We start from the raw sequence: 19,776 nt of genomic DNA on the forward strand, positions 1-19,776 counted from the left end.
CATATCTAGACAATGCATTTACATCATTTTAACTAACATTTCCCCACTCTAGATGTTAATTATTTTTTGTCTAATGCTTTTTCAACTTCATCCATTTGTTTAATGGCAGTTGTAGTAGAACCACTTGCAAAGTACCATAATTTAGGATCTAGTTCATAGACTTTATTATGTTTTACTGCATCTACATTTTTAATTACATCATTGCCTAAAGCTTGTTTCGCTGTTGATTTACCACCGATTGCTTGTCCGCGGTCCATTGCAAAGATAATTGCTGGATTTTTCTCAGCAATATATTCATTTGTTACGTTTTGTCCGTGTGTACTTCCTTTAATATTATCATCAGCAGCAGTGAAGCCCATTGTATTGAAGATTAATGAACCAAAACGATCACCAGCACCATAAGTAGATAATTCACCTTCATTAACTAGTAAGAACATCGCTTTTTCATCTTTCATGTCTTTCGTTTTATCTTTTACTTCAGCGATTTTATCATCTAATTTTTTATTTAAAGATTTAACTTCGCTTTCTTTATCGTAAATTTTACCAAGTTTTTCAGCATTTTCTTTTAATGAATTAACTTCATTTTTGTTATCTACACCTACATAAACCACTTTTGCATCTGGTGCTGCTTTCTTAAATTCATCTAAGTTTTTCTGATTAGCCGTACGACCAGATATGTATATAACGTCAGGTTTAGCAGCAGCTACTTTATCATAATTAACTTCTTTCAGACTACCAGTATTTAAGTATTTTTCATCTTTAAAATCACTTAAGAAATCTGGTAATGATTTACCACCTTCACCTTTAGGCACAGCTTTAACTTTGTCTGCTAAGCCAAGTTCTTTCATTGTGTCTAAAGTTCCATAGTCAAAAACTACAGCCTTTTTAGGATTCTTCGGTACTTCTACAGTTTCTTTTACCGTTTTAGCATCGCTACCATCTCGTTTTTCGCCACTTGCTTTATAATTATTTTCAATTTTCACTGTATCTTTAGTGTCCTTGCTTTCTGATTTTTTATCATCAGATCCAGACCCACTATTACCACATGCTGCTAATAAAAACATTAAACCTATAACTAAGACTAAAGCATATTTTTTCATGGTGTTTCATTCCTCCAATTTTTGTTTAATACCCAATCTATCCCACGTTTTAAAAGTAACGCTACGTTTGCATCACTCCCTTCAATGTTTAGGACAAAGACATCTTAGATTTAAATGGATTCTACTAAAGACAGTGCTTCTTCCTCTGTAGACTCATCGAAGTAAACACAGATCCGTTGTCCACGTATTTCTTCGATTTTCACATCCATATCATAAAGTTGTCGTAACACATCCGTTTGAATGACTTCGTCCTTATCACTCGCTTTCACTAATTCACCATGTTTTAACGCGATGATGTCATCTGAGTAACAAGATGCAAAATTAATATCATGTATCACAATGACAATGGTCTTATTCAACTTTTTAGCAAGTTGACGTAACGTTTGCATGATTTGAACAGAGTGCTTCATATCGAGGTTGTTTAATGGTTCATCCAACAAGATATAATCTGTATCTTGTGCAATTGTCATTGCGACATATGCACGTTGTCGTTGTCCACCTGAAAGTGTCTTAAGATAACGATGTCTAATTTCCTGTAATTGAAGTAATTCTAATGCATATTCAACTTGATCCTTATCTTCCTTTTTCAAGTGGCCCTTACAATGCGGAAATCTACCAAAGTTAACTAACTGCTCAACAGTAATATTCAACTCTGTATGATTACTTTGCTTTAAAATAGATAGTTTCTTGGCAAGTTCATTACTTTTAAAATCATTAATCGAACGCCCTTCTATCTCTATCTGTCCTTCTTCAAAGTCCATCAATCGTGTAATCGCACCTAATAAAGTACTCTTACCAGCACCATTTGGTCCAATCATCGATGTGAGCTTCCCTTTTTGGATATCAACATTGATATTCTTTAAAATAGGCTTATCTTGAATTGTTTTATTAAGTCCTGACACACGTATCAATTTGCATTCCTCCTTTTAATTAATAAGTAAATAAAGTAACTACCACCAATTAAATCGATAATAATACTTACTTGTGTTGTCGCTTCAAAGAGATTTTCGACTACTGCTTGCGCAATAAATAAACTCAACCAACTAATACAGATTGTTGCCGGTAAAATATATTTATGTTCATACGTTCTCATCATTTCATGTGCTAAGTTGACTGTTAACAAACCAAGAAATGTAATTGGTCCTACAAGTGCTGTTGAAATTGATACGAGAATAGCAACAAGGATTAACAGTAATCGTGTTAATGTTTTATAAGATACACCAAGATTAATGGCTTGATCTCTACCTAATAACAATACGTCTAGATATGGAATTAATAGTACAGTGACAATAATTAAGACAATAAGTATAATGCCACAAAGGGTGACAAGCTTACTATTTGATGCGTCAAAATTAGCAAACATCGCACTTTGAACCGCTAAATAGTCCTCTGGATTAATAATTAATTCAAGAAATCCTGTGATACTTTTGAAAAATGTCCCTAAAATCACACCTACTAATAATATAAAATAAACTGAAACGTCTCCAATTTTAAATATACCTTGGAAAAGTAGTAACGAAAATACCACCATGACGACCAAAGTAATTATAAAATTGAGATACAGATTCGTAACTAATACAGATTGCACACCAAAAGCAAAAACTAACAGCACCTTAACAAACATATAAACCGCATCTAACCCCATAATCGAGGGCGTTAACAACCGATTGGTCGTAATGGCTTGAAAGATGACTACTGAAGCAGCAATTGCTCCACCGACAAGTATCATCAAGATTAACTTCCTTAATCTACTTGAGAATTGATATTGAAAAATTTCAAAATCAATGCCTACGATTGAATAAATGACGCCCACAATCACAGTTAAAGCAATAAGTATCAATAATTTATTCTTTGCACTAATTTGCATGTTGGTGTCTTCCTTTCATTAGCAAGATTAAGAATATAACAGTGCCGAATACACCAATCGTTAAACCAATATTGATTTCATACGGATAGACGACAATTCTGCCAATAATATCTGAAAACATCACAAATATTGCTCCTAACATTGCTGTATGTGGAAGTGCATTTTTCAAATGATCCCCTCTAAAGATAGAAACGATATTAGGAACGATAAGTCCCAAAAATGGTAATGTACCAACCGTCACAACAACTAATGCAGTAATAGTCGCAGTAATAAATAAACCGATGTTGATTATTTTTTCATAATTCACACCTAAATTATTACTAAAATCCTTCCCCATGCCTGCAATCGTAAAATGATTTGCAAAGATATATGTAAGTAACAGTAGCGGAATGCTTAAGTATAATATTTCATACCTTCCTGTTGTTATAATTGCAAAATTGCCGTTTAACCAGTTGCCAATACTTTGAACAGCATTTGTTCTAAGCGCAATAAAAGTTGAAAAACTTGATACTATACCACCGAGCATAATACCTAACAACGGAATAAAAATGACATCCTTAAATTGTATTAATTGAACTAATTTAACAAACATAAAAGTACCTAAAATACTAAGTACGACAGCAAAAGATAATTTAATTAAAATATTCTCTTGCGGGAAAAAAATCAATGATATCAAAATTCCTAACTTCGCCCACTCCATTGTTCCTGCAGTTGTAGGAGAAACAAATTTATTTTGCATCATTTGTTGCATAATTAAACCTGCAAGCGCTAATGTACTTCCAGATATTAAAATACTCACTGTCCTAGGTATTCTACTTGAAACAATGATATTCTTTTGCTCATTTGTTAAATGAAAAATATCAGTTATCGAAACTTTGCTGACACCTATAAACAAAGAAAGGATGGTTAAAATAACTAAAACAGTAAACAACACTGTACCTTTAAGTAAAAATTTCATAATGCCTTCCCTAAATCCCTTCTATTTAATTGCTCCCAATTCTTATTGGTTATGATAATCATTATCACTGTATATATAAAAATTTTACCACGTTCCTAGTTAAATTCAATAGCAATCGAAAATTTTACTTATTTGTTAAAATAATTTATAGAGCTAAACATAATAATTTATTATTTTCATTTGATTATATTTAAATTAAGTGGCTAGGTTTATTTATACATTAGTTGTTGCAAGAGTAGATAATAATTGTCACTATCTTTAGCAAGTGAATACAGTAACTCCACACTGTTAAGCGAATACAAAAAATTAGACAACCTATTTCCTGTACAATACAGAATACGTGTAGTCTAATCGAGTGTTTTTATATAGTTTACAATTAAAGGGTTTAGCATCTTTGTATACTGCTTTTTATAGAGTATTTCTCTAGATTATCCTTTATGGTTTTTGCGACAGTGTTTTGGCGGACTCCCGAGGGAACAGGACAAACTGAAGACCATAGGCTGAATCTGTCCTCTAAGAAAGTAAGCCAACAATACGAAGTAATAACTAAAAAAGCTTCACTCTACTTAGAGCGAAGCTTTTTTCTTAATATTTTACTATAACAATAATTATCTTAAACACATCGCCACTTCAATAACAATATGCATCGATAATTACTGATATATTTAATTACTTAGCAAAAAAGATTAATCCTCAAAGATAAAATCTTCATCTGTCAACGCTTCAACATTCAATGCAAGTGTGTAACCATCACCTTTAACAGAGAAGAAATCATGGTTTTTAGTTGATGTATCTAAAGCATTCTCGATAATTGGATTGAACTCTCTTTCTTCAAAGTATGGTTCAAATCCAAGATTTGATAATGCTTTATTACCGTTGTATCGAACATAATTCAATACATCTTCAGATAAACCAATTTCATCATATAGTGAATGTGTATAAGACACTTCATTTTTATATAAATCATCTAATAATTTATACATTTCTTGATCAGCTTGTTGCTTTTCACTTTCTGATAACTCGTTTCTTAAACTTTGTGCATCCATTCCAGTAAACACACCATGTATTGATTCATCAAGTAAGATTTTACGAATAATTTCACCAGACGTTGTCATTCTACCTTGCCCAGCAAGATATAGTGGATAATAGAAACCTGAGTAGAATAAGAATGTTTCTAAGAATACACTTGATACACGTGCAATATATTGATCATAGATTGAAGCTTCTTTGCCCCATAATTTATGGTAGTTTTCGATAATTTTATCTGATTTATATTTTAAATGAGGTTCTTCAATAACCCATTTATCTAATAAGTAGTTTGTTTCGCTTGAGGGAAGTAATGTCGTAAAAATATGAGAATAACTTTTAGCATGAATTTGTTCCATCATTGCCATGAAAGAATATACAGCTTTTTTACGTAAATCTGTTGTATGTAACATGATAAGTGGCATACCATCATCTGCTTGATGTGTATCCAAACCAGTTAAACCAGCTAACGCTTTTTTAAAAGCATTTTTTTCTGCATCTGTTAACGTCTTCCAACTTGCTATATCTTTAGAAACTTTGAATTCCGTTTCTACCCACATTTGTGAAATATTTTGTCGCCAAAACATATTTGTCATGTCTTCTTGAGTATTCCAATTGACTGCTTTCATTTAGATAATGTCTCCTATTCCAGTATAAATTTATTTAAATAGCGATTATTTACAGTGACAACATAAGCACACAAAGTTAACAGCTAAATCGTTAATATATTAAGACCCTCTTACCGCCCTAATATTAAAGTTACGATTCGCTGTTAACGATGGGTTTCTTATTCATTGATGTAAATATTAAACTGTTGTGTTCACTTACGTTAATAATCACTTTCGTCGTGTTTCACTAAAACTAGATCGAGCAACTTGTACATTCTTCAACACTTAATAATTTATTTCTAGTGTAGTATAAAGACTTTAATCCTTTATGATGTGCATAGACATAGAGTCTAGACAATTCACGTGTAGATATTTCTGAATTCACATATAGAATTGTTGAGATACCTTGATCCACATGTGTTTGAATTGTAGAAATTAAATCGATTAATTTCATTTGGTCAGTATTAAATGCTGATTTATAGTACCACATTGTTTCTGGTGATAAGAATGGCATTGGATAAAATGTTTCCGCATTACCATAAGTACGTCTCTCAATTTGATCAACAATTGGCATAACAGAGCTTGTAGCATTTTGTACATAAGAAATACTTTGTGTTGGTGCAATTGCTAAGCGATACGCATGGAATAAACCATGTGTTTCAACTTGTTGTTGCAATGCTTTCCAATCCTCAGGTGTTGGAATTTCTAAACCATCAAACAATTTACGTACTTTCTCGTATTGTGGTGCAAATGTTTGTGACGTATAGAAGTCAAAATATTTTCCATTAGCATAGTCCGACTTTTCGAAACCTACATATGTTTCTTGACGCTCTTTAGCTATTTCCATTGAACGTTCTATTGAATAGTAATTCATCATCATGAAGAAGATATTAGCAAAATCTTTCGCTTCTTCAGATTCATATCCAATTTTGTTTTTAGCTAGATAACCGTGCAAGTTCATAACACCAAGTCCAACTGAATGCAGTTCACTGTTAGCTTTTTTAACACCAGGTGCATTCTGAATATCTGCTTCGTCACTTACCACTGTCAATGCATCCATACCTGTGTGAACAGAATCTTTAAATTTACCTGATTCCATTACATTCACAATATTTAATGAACCTAAGTTACATGAAATATCACGTTTAATTTCATCTTCTGTACCATAGTCATTGATGATTGATGTTTCTTGTAATTGGAAGATTTCCGTACACAAGTTACTCATTTTAATTTGGCCGATATCTGAGTTAGCATGTACTTTATTCGCATTATCCTTAAACATTAAATATGGATAACCTGATTGTAATTGTGTTTGAGCAATCATATTCAACATTTCACGTGCATCTTTTTTCTTCTTATCAATGTTTGGATTAGCTACTAATTCATCATAATAAGCTTCTAAATCAATATCATCCAAAGTTACCCCATACTCTTTATATACTGTATGTGGTGCAAACATGTGGAAATCCTTGCCTTCCTTAGCTAAATCAAAGAACTTTGAAGGTACGATTAAACCAGTAGAAATCGTAGATAAACGTAAATCTTCATCAGCATTAACCTTCTTAGTATCTAAAAACTCTTCAACATCATAGTGGAAGATATTTAAATATACAGCACCAGCGCCTGGGCGTTGTCCTAATTGGTCTGCGTAGCTAAATCCACCTTCTAATGACTTAGCAACTGGAAGTACACCCTTTGCAACACCTTTAATGCCTTTAATCGCTTCACCACGTGCACGTAATTTAGATAAATTAATCGCTACACCGCCACCAATTTTACTTAATTGTTTAGCTGTTGCATCGATAAAGTTAATTGAATTTAAACTATCATCTACTTCTAATAAGAAACATGATACTAATTCACCACGACGAGCACGTCCTGCATTTAAGAATGTAGGTGTCGCCGGTTGGTAACGTTGTTCAATCATAGCTGAGATAAATTGCTTAGCTGTTGCCTTATGACCATTAGCAAGATAAAGTGCAACAATTACAACGTGCTGTTTATAATCTTCTAGATATTGACTCTTGTCATTTGTTTTTAATGCATAATCTTTAAAGAATTTACTAGCTGACATGTAACTTGCAAAATTGAATTCAATTTGCTTAGCAAAATCAGTAATTTCTTGAAGATCTGCTTCTGAATAAACTTCAAAAACATCAAAATAGAAGTCGTTGTCGACGAGGTAGTGTAGGCGTTCTAGCTCACTATCAAAGTAAATTGTCTTGTCTTGGATTTCTTCTAAATATACTGTTAACGCCTCTTGGTCCTTTTCTAAATTGAAAAAACCATTGTCTTTACGCTTGGTAACTTCGTTATTTAATTCAATATGATTGTATTTCTTCTCGTCTATTATCTTCATTAAAATGCCCCACCTTATCTTTAAATTCGCTAATGTCTTCCTTTGTGCCTTGAACTTCAAACTTCATTAATAATGGAACGTTATATTGTTCCGAAATAGCGCGTCCAGCTTTGGCGAAATTTTGTCCCCAATTTCGATTACCACTTGCTGCTACCGCTCTAATCAAATCATGATTAACCTCTAAAAATGCTTGTACAGGTTGTGGAATTTCACCAAAACCAATTGTACCAGTGACCATAATGAACGGTTCATCCAATCTTTCCGTGCAATTATTCTGCGTAATTTCCATCGTATTCTTCAATTCTGCTCTGGTAATAAAGCGTCGCACATTACCGGAAAATGAAAAATAAACAACCTTCATCGGCACACCTACTTTCTATCTTTGATCTATCCATTAAATATGGAAAATCATATTATTCCACTAATCTATTCACCTAATTTCAATCGTGTAATGCCCCATAGAAAATCATATTATTTAAAAACACAATATATAGTGATCATGTCATCTACATATAGTGATGCAAAAATACATTTTTGAAGTATTACTACTATATTTGTCATGATTAAGTGGCTAAACCAGTGTGATTTTACTTGAAATTTGGTTTATTATATATAAAGTGACTTGAAACCGAAACACAATATATAGTGTTTCGGTTCTGTCGTTAATACTATATTATGTGTTTCATTATACATAAGTCCGAAGACGATTAAAAGCCTTTTTATTTTAGGAAACTGTGGACAAATTTTGAAAACGGAATGAAAATGGCACCAATTCAACTTTAAATTGAACTCTTAACTTTAAAAAAATTTTTTTACTAAAATTCCGTTCATTTTATTTGATTTTTCTAAAAGTTATACAAAGCGCTATATACCGTTGTTTTGCACATTGCGCCAATTATGTTGTATAAAATATTCAAAAAATTTGCTTTACTTTTTCTAGAATTTAATTTGAACAAAGTCCAAGATAAAAGGGAACATTTGTTCGTATTTATATGATATTATATTACTTCCCTAATTTCAACCATATATACATGTTTTAAATATTTATGCTAATATAGATACGTCAAATTTTTAAAATTGAGGCGATACTATTGAATCCTAAAGTTAAAGGTATCATCGCTATTTTAATTTCTGCTATTGGCTTTAGCTTTATGTCAGTATTCTTTCGCTTAGCAGGCGATTTACCTGTATTTCAAAAGTCATTAGCCAGAAACTTAGTAGCTATGTTTATACCTCTCTATTTCATATTTAAATACAAGCAACCTCTATTTGGTAAACTAAGTAGTCAGCCATTACTTATCTCTAGATCAACCTTTGGTTTAATTGGTGTATTACTTAATATTTATGCCATTGATCATATGATATTAAGCGACGCAGATACATTGATGAAATTAAATCCATTTTGGACTATTTTACTTAGCTTATTATTCTTAAATGAAAAAGTACGCAACTATCAATTTATAGCTATGATTGTGGCGATCTTCGGTATGCTCTTTGTAGTTAAACCTGAGTTCTCTTCGTCAGTGATTCCTGCTATCGGTGGTTTGTTCTCTGGTATTTTTGCCGCAGCAGCTTATACATGTGTACGCGCTCTAAGTTCTAGAGAAGCACCATATACAATTGTATTTTACTTTTCATTCTTTTCAATCATCGTGTTAATTCCATTCACGATTTTTACATTTGAACCTATGTCGTGGTTACAGTGTCTCTATTTATTAGGCGCCGGATTAGCTGCAGCCATTGGTCAGATTGGTATCACACTTGCCTATAGCTTTGCACCAGCAAAAGACATTTCGATATTCACCTATGCATCCATTGTATTTACTGCATTATTTGGCTTTATTCTCTTTGGAGAGTCACCAGATCTATATGCAATTTTAGGTTATATCATTATTATAGGATCTAGTTACTACATGTTTGAAAAAGCACGCCGACAACCCATTGACATACAGAAATAAATGTTAAAAATATATCTTAAAAGGAGCGATTTATATGGCTGAAGGCCGCAACAAAGATGAATTACAAGATATTACACTATTAGGTAACCAAAATAATCAATATGATTTTGATTACCGCCCAGACGTACTCGAGTCATTCGATAATAAACACCAAGGTAGAGATTATTTCGTTAAATTCAACTGTCCTGAATTTACATCTTTATGTCCGATCACAGGTCAACCTGATTTTGCGACGATTTATATCTCTTATATCCCTAATATTAAAATGGTAGAATCTAAATCATTAAAACTTTACTTATTCAGCTTTAGAAATCATGGAGATTTCCATGAAGACTGTATGAATATAATAATGAATGATCTTATCGAGTTAATGGATCCACATTATATAGAAGTATGGGGCAAATTCACGCCACGTGGTGGGATTTCAATTGATCCATATACCAATTATGGTCGTCCTAATTCTAAATATGAAAAAATGGCAGAGCACAGATTAATGAATCATGACCTCTACCCTGAAAAAATAGACAACCGTTAAACATTTCTTATAATTATAAAGAGCATCATCAGTGACGAAAACATCTGTTTTCGTCACTTTTTTAATAAATAAACAGTACAAAAGTTCAATCAAATCATTCAGCATTTAATATTGTACAAATAATACATACACTTGTCATTTTTATAAAAACAGTATAAAATTAATCCAACTATAATTGGGGAGGGAATTTATGAGAAAGGTTAATTATACGCACGAAGAAATTATGGAAAGTACACCACGTACAGGTTTCTTCGGACATCCAAAAGGACTAAGCACGTTATTCTTCACTGAATTTTGGGAGAGATTCAGTTACTATGGTATGAAAGCCATATTAATCTATTATTTATACTATACCGTTGCTAAAGGTGGTTTCGGTTTAGATGAAGCAGTCGCACTGCAAATTGTTTCCATCTACGGAACATTGATTTATATGTCGGGTGTAATTGGTGGTTGGATTGCTGATAGAATTACCGGCACTCAAAATGCTGTTTTCTATGGTGGATTCTTAATTATGATCGGACATATCTTATTGTCACTACCAAACAATCTAACTTTGGTAATGATTGCATTGGCCGTAATCATAGCAGGTACAGGCCTATTAAAACCAAACATTTCCACAACAGTTGGTGAACTTTACGATCGTAATGATGTACGTCGTGATGCTGCCTTTACATTATTCTATATGGGGATTAACTTAGGTAGTTTATTGGCACCATTAATCACTGGTTATTTACAAACAAGAGTGAGTTTCCATGCTGGTTTCTTAGCTGCAGCTATTGGGATGTTCTGTGGCTTAGTTGTCTATGCTATCAAACGCAAAAAGAATTTAGGTTTAGCGGGACGCAATGTACCGAACCCATTAACTAAACCGGAAATTAAAAAGTTTGTATTTATCACACTTGTCGTAATCGTATTATTTTTACTATATTTATTTTTACTACATTTAAATAATGCATTATCATTAGAAAACTTTAGTTTATTAGTAACAATATTAGGTATCGTATTACCAATTTACATTTTCTTGAATATGATATTAAGTAAGGATGTTACCAAAGAAGAACGTTCTAGAATCTACAGTTACATACCACTTTATATTACGTCAGTTGCATTTTGGATGATTCAAGAACAAGGTTCTACAGTTTTGGCAAGTTTTGCTGACAAAAAAACACAACTTGAAATGTCTGTCTTAACAGGCGGTTTAATTGATTTCTCTATCCCAGCATCTTGGGCACAATCATTAAATCCTATCTTTATCGTTTTATTAGCACCTGTCTTTGCAACATTATGGTTGAAACTCGGTAAGCATAATCCTCCAACTGTGCATAAATTTGCATACGGTGTAATTGTCGCTGGTTTATCATATCTTGTAATGATCATTCCGCTAGCATCTGGTCAATCACTAGTTAATCCATTATGGCTCGTATTAAGTTTCTTCTTAATCACGATTGGCGAATTATGTATCTCACCTGTTGGATTATCAACAACGACTAAATTAGCACCAATTGCGTTTACAGCTAGAATGATGAGCTTATGGATGCTAAGTAACGCTACTGCACAAGGACTAAATTCACAACTCGTAGTGGTATATACAAAGATAAATCAAAGTGATTATTTCATGTATTCAGGACTTGTAGCAGTTGTTATCGGTATTGTATTGTTAGTTATTTCACCTATTGTTAAACGTGCTATGAAAGGTGTTTATTAACATTAGTCCATAATATCAAAGCAATTCAGTGGTGTATTTATGCACCACTGTTTTTTTATGTCTTTTTTATAAGTGTTATTTTACAATAATTATATTTTGTACACCTTTATGATATCCTATTCTATCAATTAATTATGCGAATATTCGGAATATTGTTATTTTAAGAATATTATTGAAATTCAATAATATTAGGAGTAAAATCTTTTTTATACATTTTTTTATTGGGATCAAGAAAGGACGGGGAATGTTTTATGCAAAATCAAACAACAACCCATGAGCAAGACGTGCAGTCTATCCCACAAAAAGGCTTTTTCGGTCATCCAAAAGGACTTGGCGTATTATTTTTCGTAGAATTTTGGGAACGATTTAGCTACTATGGCATGCGCGCACTACTCATTTTTTATATGTATTTCGCTATTAAAGATGGCGGTCTCGGTATGGACAAAGCCACTGCACAGTCAGTAATGGCAGTTTATGGTGCATTGATTTATATGACTTCAGTACTTGGTGGTTGGATTGCTGATAGAGTTACGGGGACACGTTCAGCAACACTAATCGGTGGTATATTAATCATTATTGGTCATATCTTCTTAAGTTTACCCCTTGATATTATAGGTTTATTTATCTCTATGTTCTTCATCATTGTAGGTTCTGGTCTAATGAAACCAAATATTTCAAATATTGTTGGTAGACTTTACCCTGAAAATGACGTAAGACTAGATGCAGGGTTTGTAATCTTCTATATGTCAGTTAATATGGGCGGATTAATCTCACCATTAATTTTAAATCATTTCGTTGGTACAGGTAATTTCCATGGTGGATTCTTAATCGCAGCAATTGGTATGGCATTAGGATTAGTATGGTATGTATTATTTAACAAGAAGAATCTAGGTACAATTGGAACGAAAGCGTCAAACCCACTAAGCGCTAGTGAGAAAAAGAAATACGGTATATTATTCACTATTGCGATCATAATTATTGCTGCTGTATTAATTATCACTGGCTTGACTGGTACCCTATCATTCAACATTATCAGTACTGCAGTACTCGTGTTAGGCGTAGCATTACCAATCATTTACTTCACGATTATGATTCGAAGTAAAGATGTGACAGATGATGAACGCTCAAGAGTTATAGCATTTATTCCATTGTTTATTCTTGGTGTCCTCTTCTGGTCAATCCAAGAACAAGGTGCCAACGTACTTAATTTATATGCATTTGAAAGCAGTGATATGAAGTTAAATCTCTTCGGATGGAAATCAGATTTTGGTCCAGCATTATTCCAATCAATCAACCCATTGTTCATTGTGCTATTAGCACCAGTGGTTTCAATGATTTGGGCTAAAATGGCACGACGTCAACCAAGTCTACCAACTAAATTTGTTTTGGGAGCATTTTTAGCAGGGGCATCATATATTATGATTGGTTTAATTGGTCATTCTGCAGGCGCTTCACATATTAGTGTTAACTGGGTCATCTTATCGTATATTATCTGTGTTATTGGTGAATTATGTCTGTCACCTACTGGTAATAGTGCTGCTGTTAAGTTAGCTCCAAAAGCATTTAACGCACAAATGATGAGTTTATGGTTATTAACAAATGCCTGTGCACAAGCAATCAATGGATCACTCGTCCACTTAATTGAGCCACTTGGTTATAAGAACTATTTCTTATTCTTAGGTGCTGTAGCAATTATTGTCAGTGTGATTATTTTAGCTTTTGTACCGAAGATTGTTAAAGGTATGCGAGGAATTAAATAATTGTTAAACTTAACTATGGTGAACTGAATGGTTCATCATAGTTTTTTTATTGTTATAAAAGGTATAATAAATAAGTAGGTATTGCTAAACATAAATAAAGAGAAGTATGGTGAATATATTGACTAACAAAAAATATAATCATGGTGTCTTATTTTACCATGAACATTCTGGTATCAAAGATATTTATCGAGGATTAGGTGACGTTACTGCTGCATTGACAACATTTTGTAAACACCTATCTATTCAACTAAGTGAAAATGAAGGCGATATTATTGAATATTGTAAGAAAATCAAATCAAAGTCATATAGTGATGATGTAGATATTGTCTTTATATTGGGTGGAGACGGAACGGTCAATGAATTAATCAATGGAATCATGCACAGTGAACTCGATATCCCTATCGGTATTATTCCTGGTGGAACCTTTAATGACTTTGTCAAAACGCTAAACCTAAGTCCGCGTCATAAAGCAGCTAGCCAACAATTAATAGAGGCCGAGTTGCAACCCTATGATGTAATGAAGATTAATAACCAGTACGCATTAAACTTTGTCGGATTAGGTTTAATTGTACAAAATGCCGAAAACGTTCAAAACGGAAACAAAGATGTATTTGGTAAATTGAGTTATGTTGGTTCGACCGTTAAGACCTTGCTAAATCCTGAATACTTTAACTATAAAGTCACTGTAGACGATAAAGAAATAAATGGTAAGACGTCTATGCTAGTCGTTGCAAATGGACCTTTCATTGGTGGTAGTCGTATCCCATTAACTGATTTATCTCCAAGTGACGGTTATTTGAATTCATTTATATTTAAAGAACAAAATACTCGAGTTTTAAATGATATTTTCAAACAACGTGATAGTATGAATTGGAATCATATGACTGAAGGTATTCAACACATTTTAGCCAAAAAGATTTCGATAACAACTGACCCCGTAGTCAAAGTAGATATCGATGGTGAAATTGCATTAGAAACACCATTAGAGATAGAAATCATTCCAAACGCTGTTCAAATCCTAACACTAAATAATACAGTATCAAATAACAATACAACAGCGGATGAAGAAATCGAATCGTAGTTAATATCGCTATTATTATTACTAAATAGTCATATGCTGATAGCACGCTTTAACCATCGAAAAAATAATGACTTTGTTCAATTGTTTATTGTTATAGAAGTAAACTATTTACTTGCGCATGTGCGGGCGAGACGCCTGAGGGAACAGGACAAGCTGAAGACTACAGGCTGAAGCTGTCACCTAGGAAAGCGTTGCCCTTTACATACGCTTAAAAAACAAAAAAATTAGCCATTAAATGAATCAATAATAACTTCATTTAATGGCTATTTCTATTTATCGTGCAGATTATTTACTCTATATTTTCAACAATAGAATAAATCTACCTAAATTTGATATGATTTATCTCCTAAGAAATAAGCTTCCACATCTTGCCAATTATTAACACGTGTGAAACGATCATCATTAATATTATGAGACGCTGTATACATAATAGGCTTACCTGTAAAAATACTCAACTGCCTTGGATTATCATCAATTAAATAATCCGCATGTACAATATTTTTTCTACCACAAAAAACAAACTGTTGTGGATCTAAAAATGGAAAATACTCCCTTAACCATTCATATTTATCGTGAAAAGAAGTTGGTACATCCATCGCAGCTGTCGCAATATACACATCATAATGCTCAGTTAGTTTCTTCACAACTGCTTGCGCATCAGCCATAACCTCTAATTTCCTAAAGAAACCTGGTTCACGAAGGATTTCAGTCAGTAGTCCATCATGTTCTGGCATTGCATGTCGTAATTTCATACCATCCAACATATCATATGAAATACCTAAATCCGTTCGTTTATTAACGTCTTCAATTAATGCACCTACTGTATCTGCTAATACTTCATCCATATCAATTGCAATAGATTGTCGTGTCATTTAATACTCTACTCCCTTTTTAATAACATCATTCATTTCAAACATCACTAAGCTATCTTTCCCTTGCTACTATCCCTACTACATCTTGTAAAATGGAACGTTTCCTACATCATCATAAATGTATCAACCATTAAGCATAATTGGACTATTTTTTATTTTTATTTTATAACTCAAAGTCCTTTAGTACCTCAATCATTTTATCATTTTGTTCTGGGAAGCCAATCGTAATTCTTACACCATTTGGAAATTCTCGCGTTATACAACCAACATTTAACAATGCTTCATATAACTCATGTGGTTTGGAAGTATTTACAAAGACGAAATTGGTTTGGCTATCAAAGAATGCATCACGTTTATCAATTGCGAAGAATTTTTCTCGTTCTTCCGCATTACGTTCACGAATAAACGTTAAATAGTCTTGATCTTCTAACGCCGCTAGTGCAGCGTATTCTGATAAGCGTCCCACATTAAATGGTGGGCGAATAATATTCCATTGTTCTATCGCTTCTTGTGCAGCAACAACATAGCCTATACGCATGCCTGCTAAGCCATATGCTTTTGAAAATGTACGTAATAAAAATGCATTGCTAAATTGTTGCTGTAATGCTAAAGTATCAGGAAAATCTTGTGCAGTGACAAATTCTACATATGCTTCATCTACAATTACTGGAATATGACTTGGTACTTGTTCTAAGAAACCTTTAAGTTCTTCATGCGTAAAATATGTCCCAGTCGGATTATTCGGATTACATAGCCATACTAACTTTGTTTCGTCGTCAATTTCATTAAGTATTCCATTTAAATCAAAGTAGCCATCTTTCAATGGTACTTGTACTACTGTTGCCGCTTCAACTACTGCGTTGTGATAATACTGACCAAATGTCATTTCACTTGTCACTATTTTATCACCAGCAGTCAACACCGCACGAGAAATCATCAGGATGACTTCATCTAAACCCGCTCCAAACAGGATACGTGATGGTTCGACATCTAGATGTTTACTAATTGCTTCTTTAATCATTGGAGAACCCGTTTCCGGATAAAAATTCAACTCTTCTAAATGACTTTGAATTGCTTCTTTAACCTTTGGTGATGGTCCATATAAATTTTCATTTGATGCTAATTTATATAATTCACCTTCAATGCCGTAAGTCTCTTTTAATGCACGAGGCGATAACCCCGGTTCATATGCTGATAATTGTTCTATTTGTTTTTTCATGGTTGCTTCGGTCCTCCTTAATTTTACAGAAATTTCAAAACTTAGTAACTATTATAAACCTTATATGATGGGAAAATCAATGTGTCCCCTAGACAGAAGAAATACTCTGATATACAAAAAGAGAGTTTTAAATGTAAAATACATAAAAAACTCTCTTATTATTCCAATTTATTTTAAAATGTGTTCGCGTTCCAAATAATCCTTTGCAACTTGATATGGGTCCTTTTTCTTCACGGTTACATCATAATTCATTTGTTGCATGTCTTCATCAGAAATTTTATTAGCTAATTGATTTAATGGTTTTTTAATTTCAGGATGTTCTTTAAGGTACTTTTCTTTAAACATCGGTGCACCTTGATATGGTGGGAATACATGTTTATCATCTTTTAATACAACCATATCATATTGCTTTAATTCCGCGTCCGTTGAATAGGCATCTATTAAATTAATGTCACCACTTTTGATTGCTTGATAACGTAATTTAGGCTCCATTGTCTTCGGCTTAGATATGTCTAAATTATATGCTTTTTTTACTGCAGGGTAACCATCTGAACGATCATTAAATTCCAATGTAAAACCTGGCTTAATTTGATCACTTACTTTATTTAAATCACCAATTGTTTTAATATTATGCTTTTTAGCAAAGTCTCGTTTAACCGCTAAGGCATAAGTATTATTGTATTTCATAGGTTTCAGCATGGTCATATCGTATTTTTTCTCTAAGCTATCTTTAGCTTGTTGATAAACTTTATCTTCTTGTTTTGATTTTAAGTCTTCTTTCGTTAATTCTCCAAGCACAGTGCCAGTAAATTCTAAATAACCATCGATATCGTCAGACTTTAAGGCATTAAATAAGAATGATGTCTTACCCATGCCATCTTTAACTTCTACCGTATCGTCAGTCTCTTTTTCTATCAATATCTTATACATATTCGTAATAACTGATGGTTCTGATCCTAATTTACCAGCTAACGTTACTTTTTCACCCTTCTGAGCTAATAAAGGTGCGATAATAACTAATAATAATACAATTACGATAATTGTTAATGAAATAATCAATTTTTTGTATGATAAACCTTGCATATAACGTAAGGCTAAATCAAATAATATCGCTAACAACGCAGCAGGTATTGCACCAATAAGAATAAGTGAACTATCATTTCTATCAATACCTAATAGAATTAAATCCCCTAATCCCCCTGCTCCAATAAGTGCAGCAAGCGTAGCGGTACCAATAATCAATACCATAGCAGTTCTAATACCAGCCATTATTACTGGCATTGCAATAGGTAACTCGACCTTTGTTAGTCTACGTCCTGGTTTCATACCAATACCCTTTGCCGCTTCTACAAGAGAAGGGTCTACTTCTGCTATACCTGTATATGTATTTCTTAGAATAGGTAGTAAGGCATAAACTACAAGTGCGATAACGGCTGGCACTTTACCAATACCAAACAATGGAATCATTAATCCTAATAGTGCTAATGATGGAATAGTCTGGAGTATCGCAGCGATATTCATAACAATTTCAGATAATTTTTTAGTTTTTGTTAATAAAATACCTAAGGGTACTCCAATTAACGCCGCAATAAGTAATGCAATAAATGAAATTTGTATATGTTCAAATACCGTCGTCAGTAGTTGACCGCGTCTATCTGAAAGTGTCTGTAATATTTCAGTCATCTAAGACACTCCTTTCACTTCAGCGAACAATTTAAACACATCTTGTCTGTACATCAAATAGCGTTGGGCATTAGCTTTATCATCTATGATTACTGCATCATGTGTAACAAAATGCGAATATACATCCTTGACCAATTGACCACTGTCTACTAATGGATACGTCTGCACTTCCTGTGACTCATTAATTAATGTTAACTGTTCTGTTAACTCTGATAATTTCACATCATTTAATGAGCGTTGTACCTTATTGCCTAAAAATTGTTCTACAAATGCATTATTAGGTCTTGTAGCAAATCCCTCTGGTGTATCAATTTGTTCAATATGACCTTCATTCAATAAACATATTCTGTCACCTAATTTCATTGCTTCTTCAATATCATGTGTGACAAAAACAATCGTCTTCTTAATTTGTTGTTGGAGTTGAATTAAATCATCTTGTAGTTTTTCTCTGCTAATCGGATCTAATGCACTAAATGGCTCGTCCATGAGTATAACGGGTGGATCTGCAGCAAGCGCCCTTACTACCCCAACACGTTGTCGTTGCCCACCAGATAATTCATCAGGTTTACGTTCTTTGTATACAGTGGGATCTAAACCAACCATATTTAATAATTCATCGATTCGCGTTTCAATATCTTGCTCTTTCCACTTCTTCATCTGTGGTACTTGGGCAATATTTTCTTTAATTGTCATATGTGGAAACAGTGCAATCTGCTGTAACACATAACCAATATCCCAGCGCATCTCATATACAGGATAGTCACTTATTGGTTTGTCTTTAAAGTAAATATAACCTTCAGTTAGAGCAATCAATCGATTAATCATTTTCAGAGTAGTCGTTTTGCCACAACCTGATGGACCAATTAAGACAAAAAACTCTCCTTCTTTAATATTAAAACTTACATGATCGACCGCCGTCTTATCCCCATATTTCTTTACAACATCTTTAAATTCTATCACATTGTCACCTTCAGTCTTTTATATACACTAATATACAATTAATTGTAGTGTCCGTATTCCCTTTTAATTAAATGTATATGTAAAT

General features: G+C 33.1%; 16 protein-coding genes. 5 read left to right on the forward strand and 11 right to left on the reverse strand.

The window, feature by feature from the left end; all coding sequences use genetic code 11:
• Window positions 1-59: 59 nt before the first annotated feature.
• The 7 genes from JN168_RS10680 to nrdI all read right to left on the reverse strand — a co-directional run bounded on the left by JN168_RS10680 (window position 60) and on the right by nrdI (window position 8,279).
• Window positions 60-1,100, reverse strand: coding sequence for a ferrated catecholamine ABC transporter substrate-binding lipoprotein SstD (locus JN168_RS10680; protein WP_042738209.1), 1,041 nt, complete (start codon window positions 1,098-1,100; stop codon window positions 60-62).
• A gap of 110 nt (window positions 1,101-1,210) precedes the next feature.
• Window positions 1,211-2,011 (reverse strand): iron ABC transporter ATP-binding protein, encoded by an 801-nt coding sequence (locus tag JN168_RS10685; RefSeq protein ID WP_042738208.1) that lies wholly within the window; start codon window positions 2,009-2,011, stop codon window positions 1,211-1,213.
• Complete coding sequence (locus JN168_RS10690; protein ID WP_042738207.1) at window positions 2,008-2,967, reverse strand: iron chelate uptake ABC transporter family permease subunit; 960 nt, start codon at window positions 2,965-2,967, stop codon at window positions 2,008-2,010. The genes JN168_RS10685 and JN168_RS10690 overlap by 4 nt, the downstream gene beginning before the upstream one ends.
• Complete coding sequence (locus JN168_RS10695; protein WP_279525885.1) at window positions 2,957-3,925, reverse strand: ABC transporter permease; 969 nt, start codon at window positions 3,923-3,925, stop codon at window positions 2,957-2,959. Before JN168_RS10695 ends, JN168_RS10690 begins: the two co-directional genes overlap by 11 nt.
• A gap of 686 nt (window positions 3,926-4,611) precedes the next feature.
• A complete protein-coding gene (gene nrdF / locus JN168_RS10700; protein WP_042738205.1) occupies window positions 4,612-5,580 on the reverse strand; it encodes a class 1b ribonucleoside-diphosphate reductase subunit beta in 969 nt (322 codons plus the stop codon).
• Between the two features lie 232 nt (window positions 5,581-5,812).
• On the reverse strand, window positions 5,813-7,918 hold the full coding sequence (nrdE, locus tag JN168_RS10705; protein WP_042738204.1) for a class 1b ribonucleoside-diphosphate reductase subunit alpha: 2,106 nt from the start codon (window positions 7,916-7,918) through the stop codon (window positions 5,813-5,815).
• A complete protein-coding gene (gene nrdI / locus JN168_RS10710) occupies window positions 7,881-8,279 on the reverse strand; it encodes a class Ib ribonucleoside-diphosphate reductase assembly flavoprotein NrdI (protein ID WP_107512128.1) in 399 nt (132 codons plus the stop codon). Before nrdI ends, nrdE begins: the two co-directional genes overlap by 38 nt.
• A gap of 730 nt (window positions 8,280-9,009) precedes the next feature.
• Between nrdI and JN168_RS10715 the strand changes: the two genes are divergently transcribed.
• The 5 genes from JN168_RS10715 to JN168_RS10735 all read left to right on the forward strand — a co-directional run bounded on the left by JN168_RS10715 (window position 9,010) and on the right by JN168_RS10735 (window position 14,957).
• Window positions 9,010-9,876 carry a DMT family transporter gene (locus JN168_RS10715; protein ID WP_042738202.1) on the forward strand — a complete coding sequence of 289 codons (867 nt, stop codon included), beginning with the start codon at window positions 9,010-9,012 and terminating at the stop codon, window positions 9,874-9,876.
• A gap of 34 nt (window positions 9,877-9,910) precedes the next feature.
• Entirely contained in the window at window positions 9,911-10,411 is a 501-nt protein-coding gene (gene queF / locus JN168_RS10720; RefSeq protein WP_042738201.1) for a preQ(1) synthase, read from the forward strand.
• Between the two features lie 190 nt (window positions 10,412-10,601).
• Window positions 10,602-12,116, forward strand: coding sequence for a peptide MFS transporter (locus tag JN168_RS10725; RefSeq protein WP_229366994.1), 1,515 nt, complete (start codon window positions 10,602-10,604; stop codon window positions 12,114-12,116).
• A gap of 251 nt (window positions 12,117-12,367) precedes the next feature.
• Window positions 12,368-13,876: a peptide MFS transporter gene (locus tag JN168_RS10730; protein ID WP_042738199.1), complete on the forward strand. Its 1,509-nt coding sequence runs from the start codon at window positions 12,368-12,370 to the stop codon at window positions 13,874-13,876.
• 118 nt (window positions 13,877-13,994) lie between these two features.
• Complete coding sequence (locus tag JN168_RS10735) at window positions 13,995-14,957, forward strand: diacylglycerol/lipid kinase family protein (protein ID WP_107526582.1); 963 nt, start codon at window positions 13,995-13,997, stop codon at window positions 14,955-14,957.
• Window positions 14,958-15,280: 323 nt separating this feature from the next.
• On the opposite strand, the gene JN168_RS10740 is transcribed toward JN168_RS10735, so the two are convergent.
• The 4 genes from JN168_RS10740 to JN168_RS10755 form a co-directional block, all read right to left on the reverse strand.
• Window positions 15,281-15,829, reverse strand: a complete 549-nt coding sequence (locus tag JN168_RS10740) for a 5' nucleotidase, NT5C type (protein WP_042738197.1) — start codon at window positions 15,827-15,829, stop codon at window positions 15,281-15,283.
• Between the two features lie 163 nt (window positions 15,830-15,992).
• Window positions 15,993-17,048 (reverse strand): histidinol-phosphate transaminase, encoded by a 1,056-nt coding sequence (gene hisC / locus JN168_RS10745; RefSeq protein WP_107642086.1) that lies wholly within the window; start codon window positions 17,046-17,048, stop codon window positions 15,993-15,995.
• A 168-nt stretch (window positions 17,049-17,216) separates the two neighbouring features.
• Entirely contained in the window at window positions 17,217-18,731 is a 1,515-nt protein-coding gene (locus JN168_RS10750; protein ID WP_279525886.1) for an ABC transporter permease/substrate-binding protein, read from the reverse strand.
• A complete protein-coding gene (locus tag JN168_RS10755) occupies window positions 18,732-19,691 on the reverse strand; it encodes an ABC transporter ATP-binding protein (RefSeq protein ID WP_279525887.1) in 960 nt (319 codons plus the stop codon).
• Window positions 19,692-19,776 lie beyond the last annotated feature (85 nt).

The sequence above is a fragment of the Staphylococcus gallinarum genome, from assembly GCF_029774255.1.
In the GTDB taxonomy this organism is placed as follows: domain Bacteria; phylum Bacillota; class Bacilli; order Staphylococcales; family Staphylococcaceae; genus Staphylococcus; species Staphylococcus gallinarum.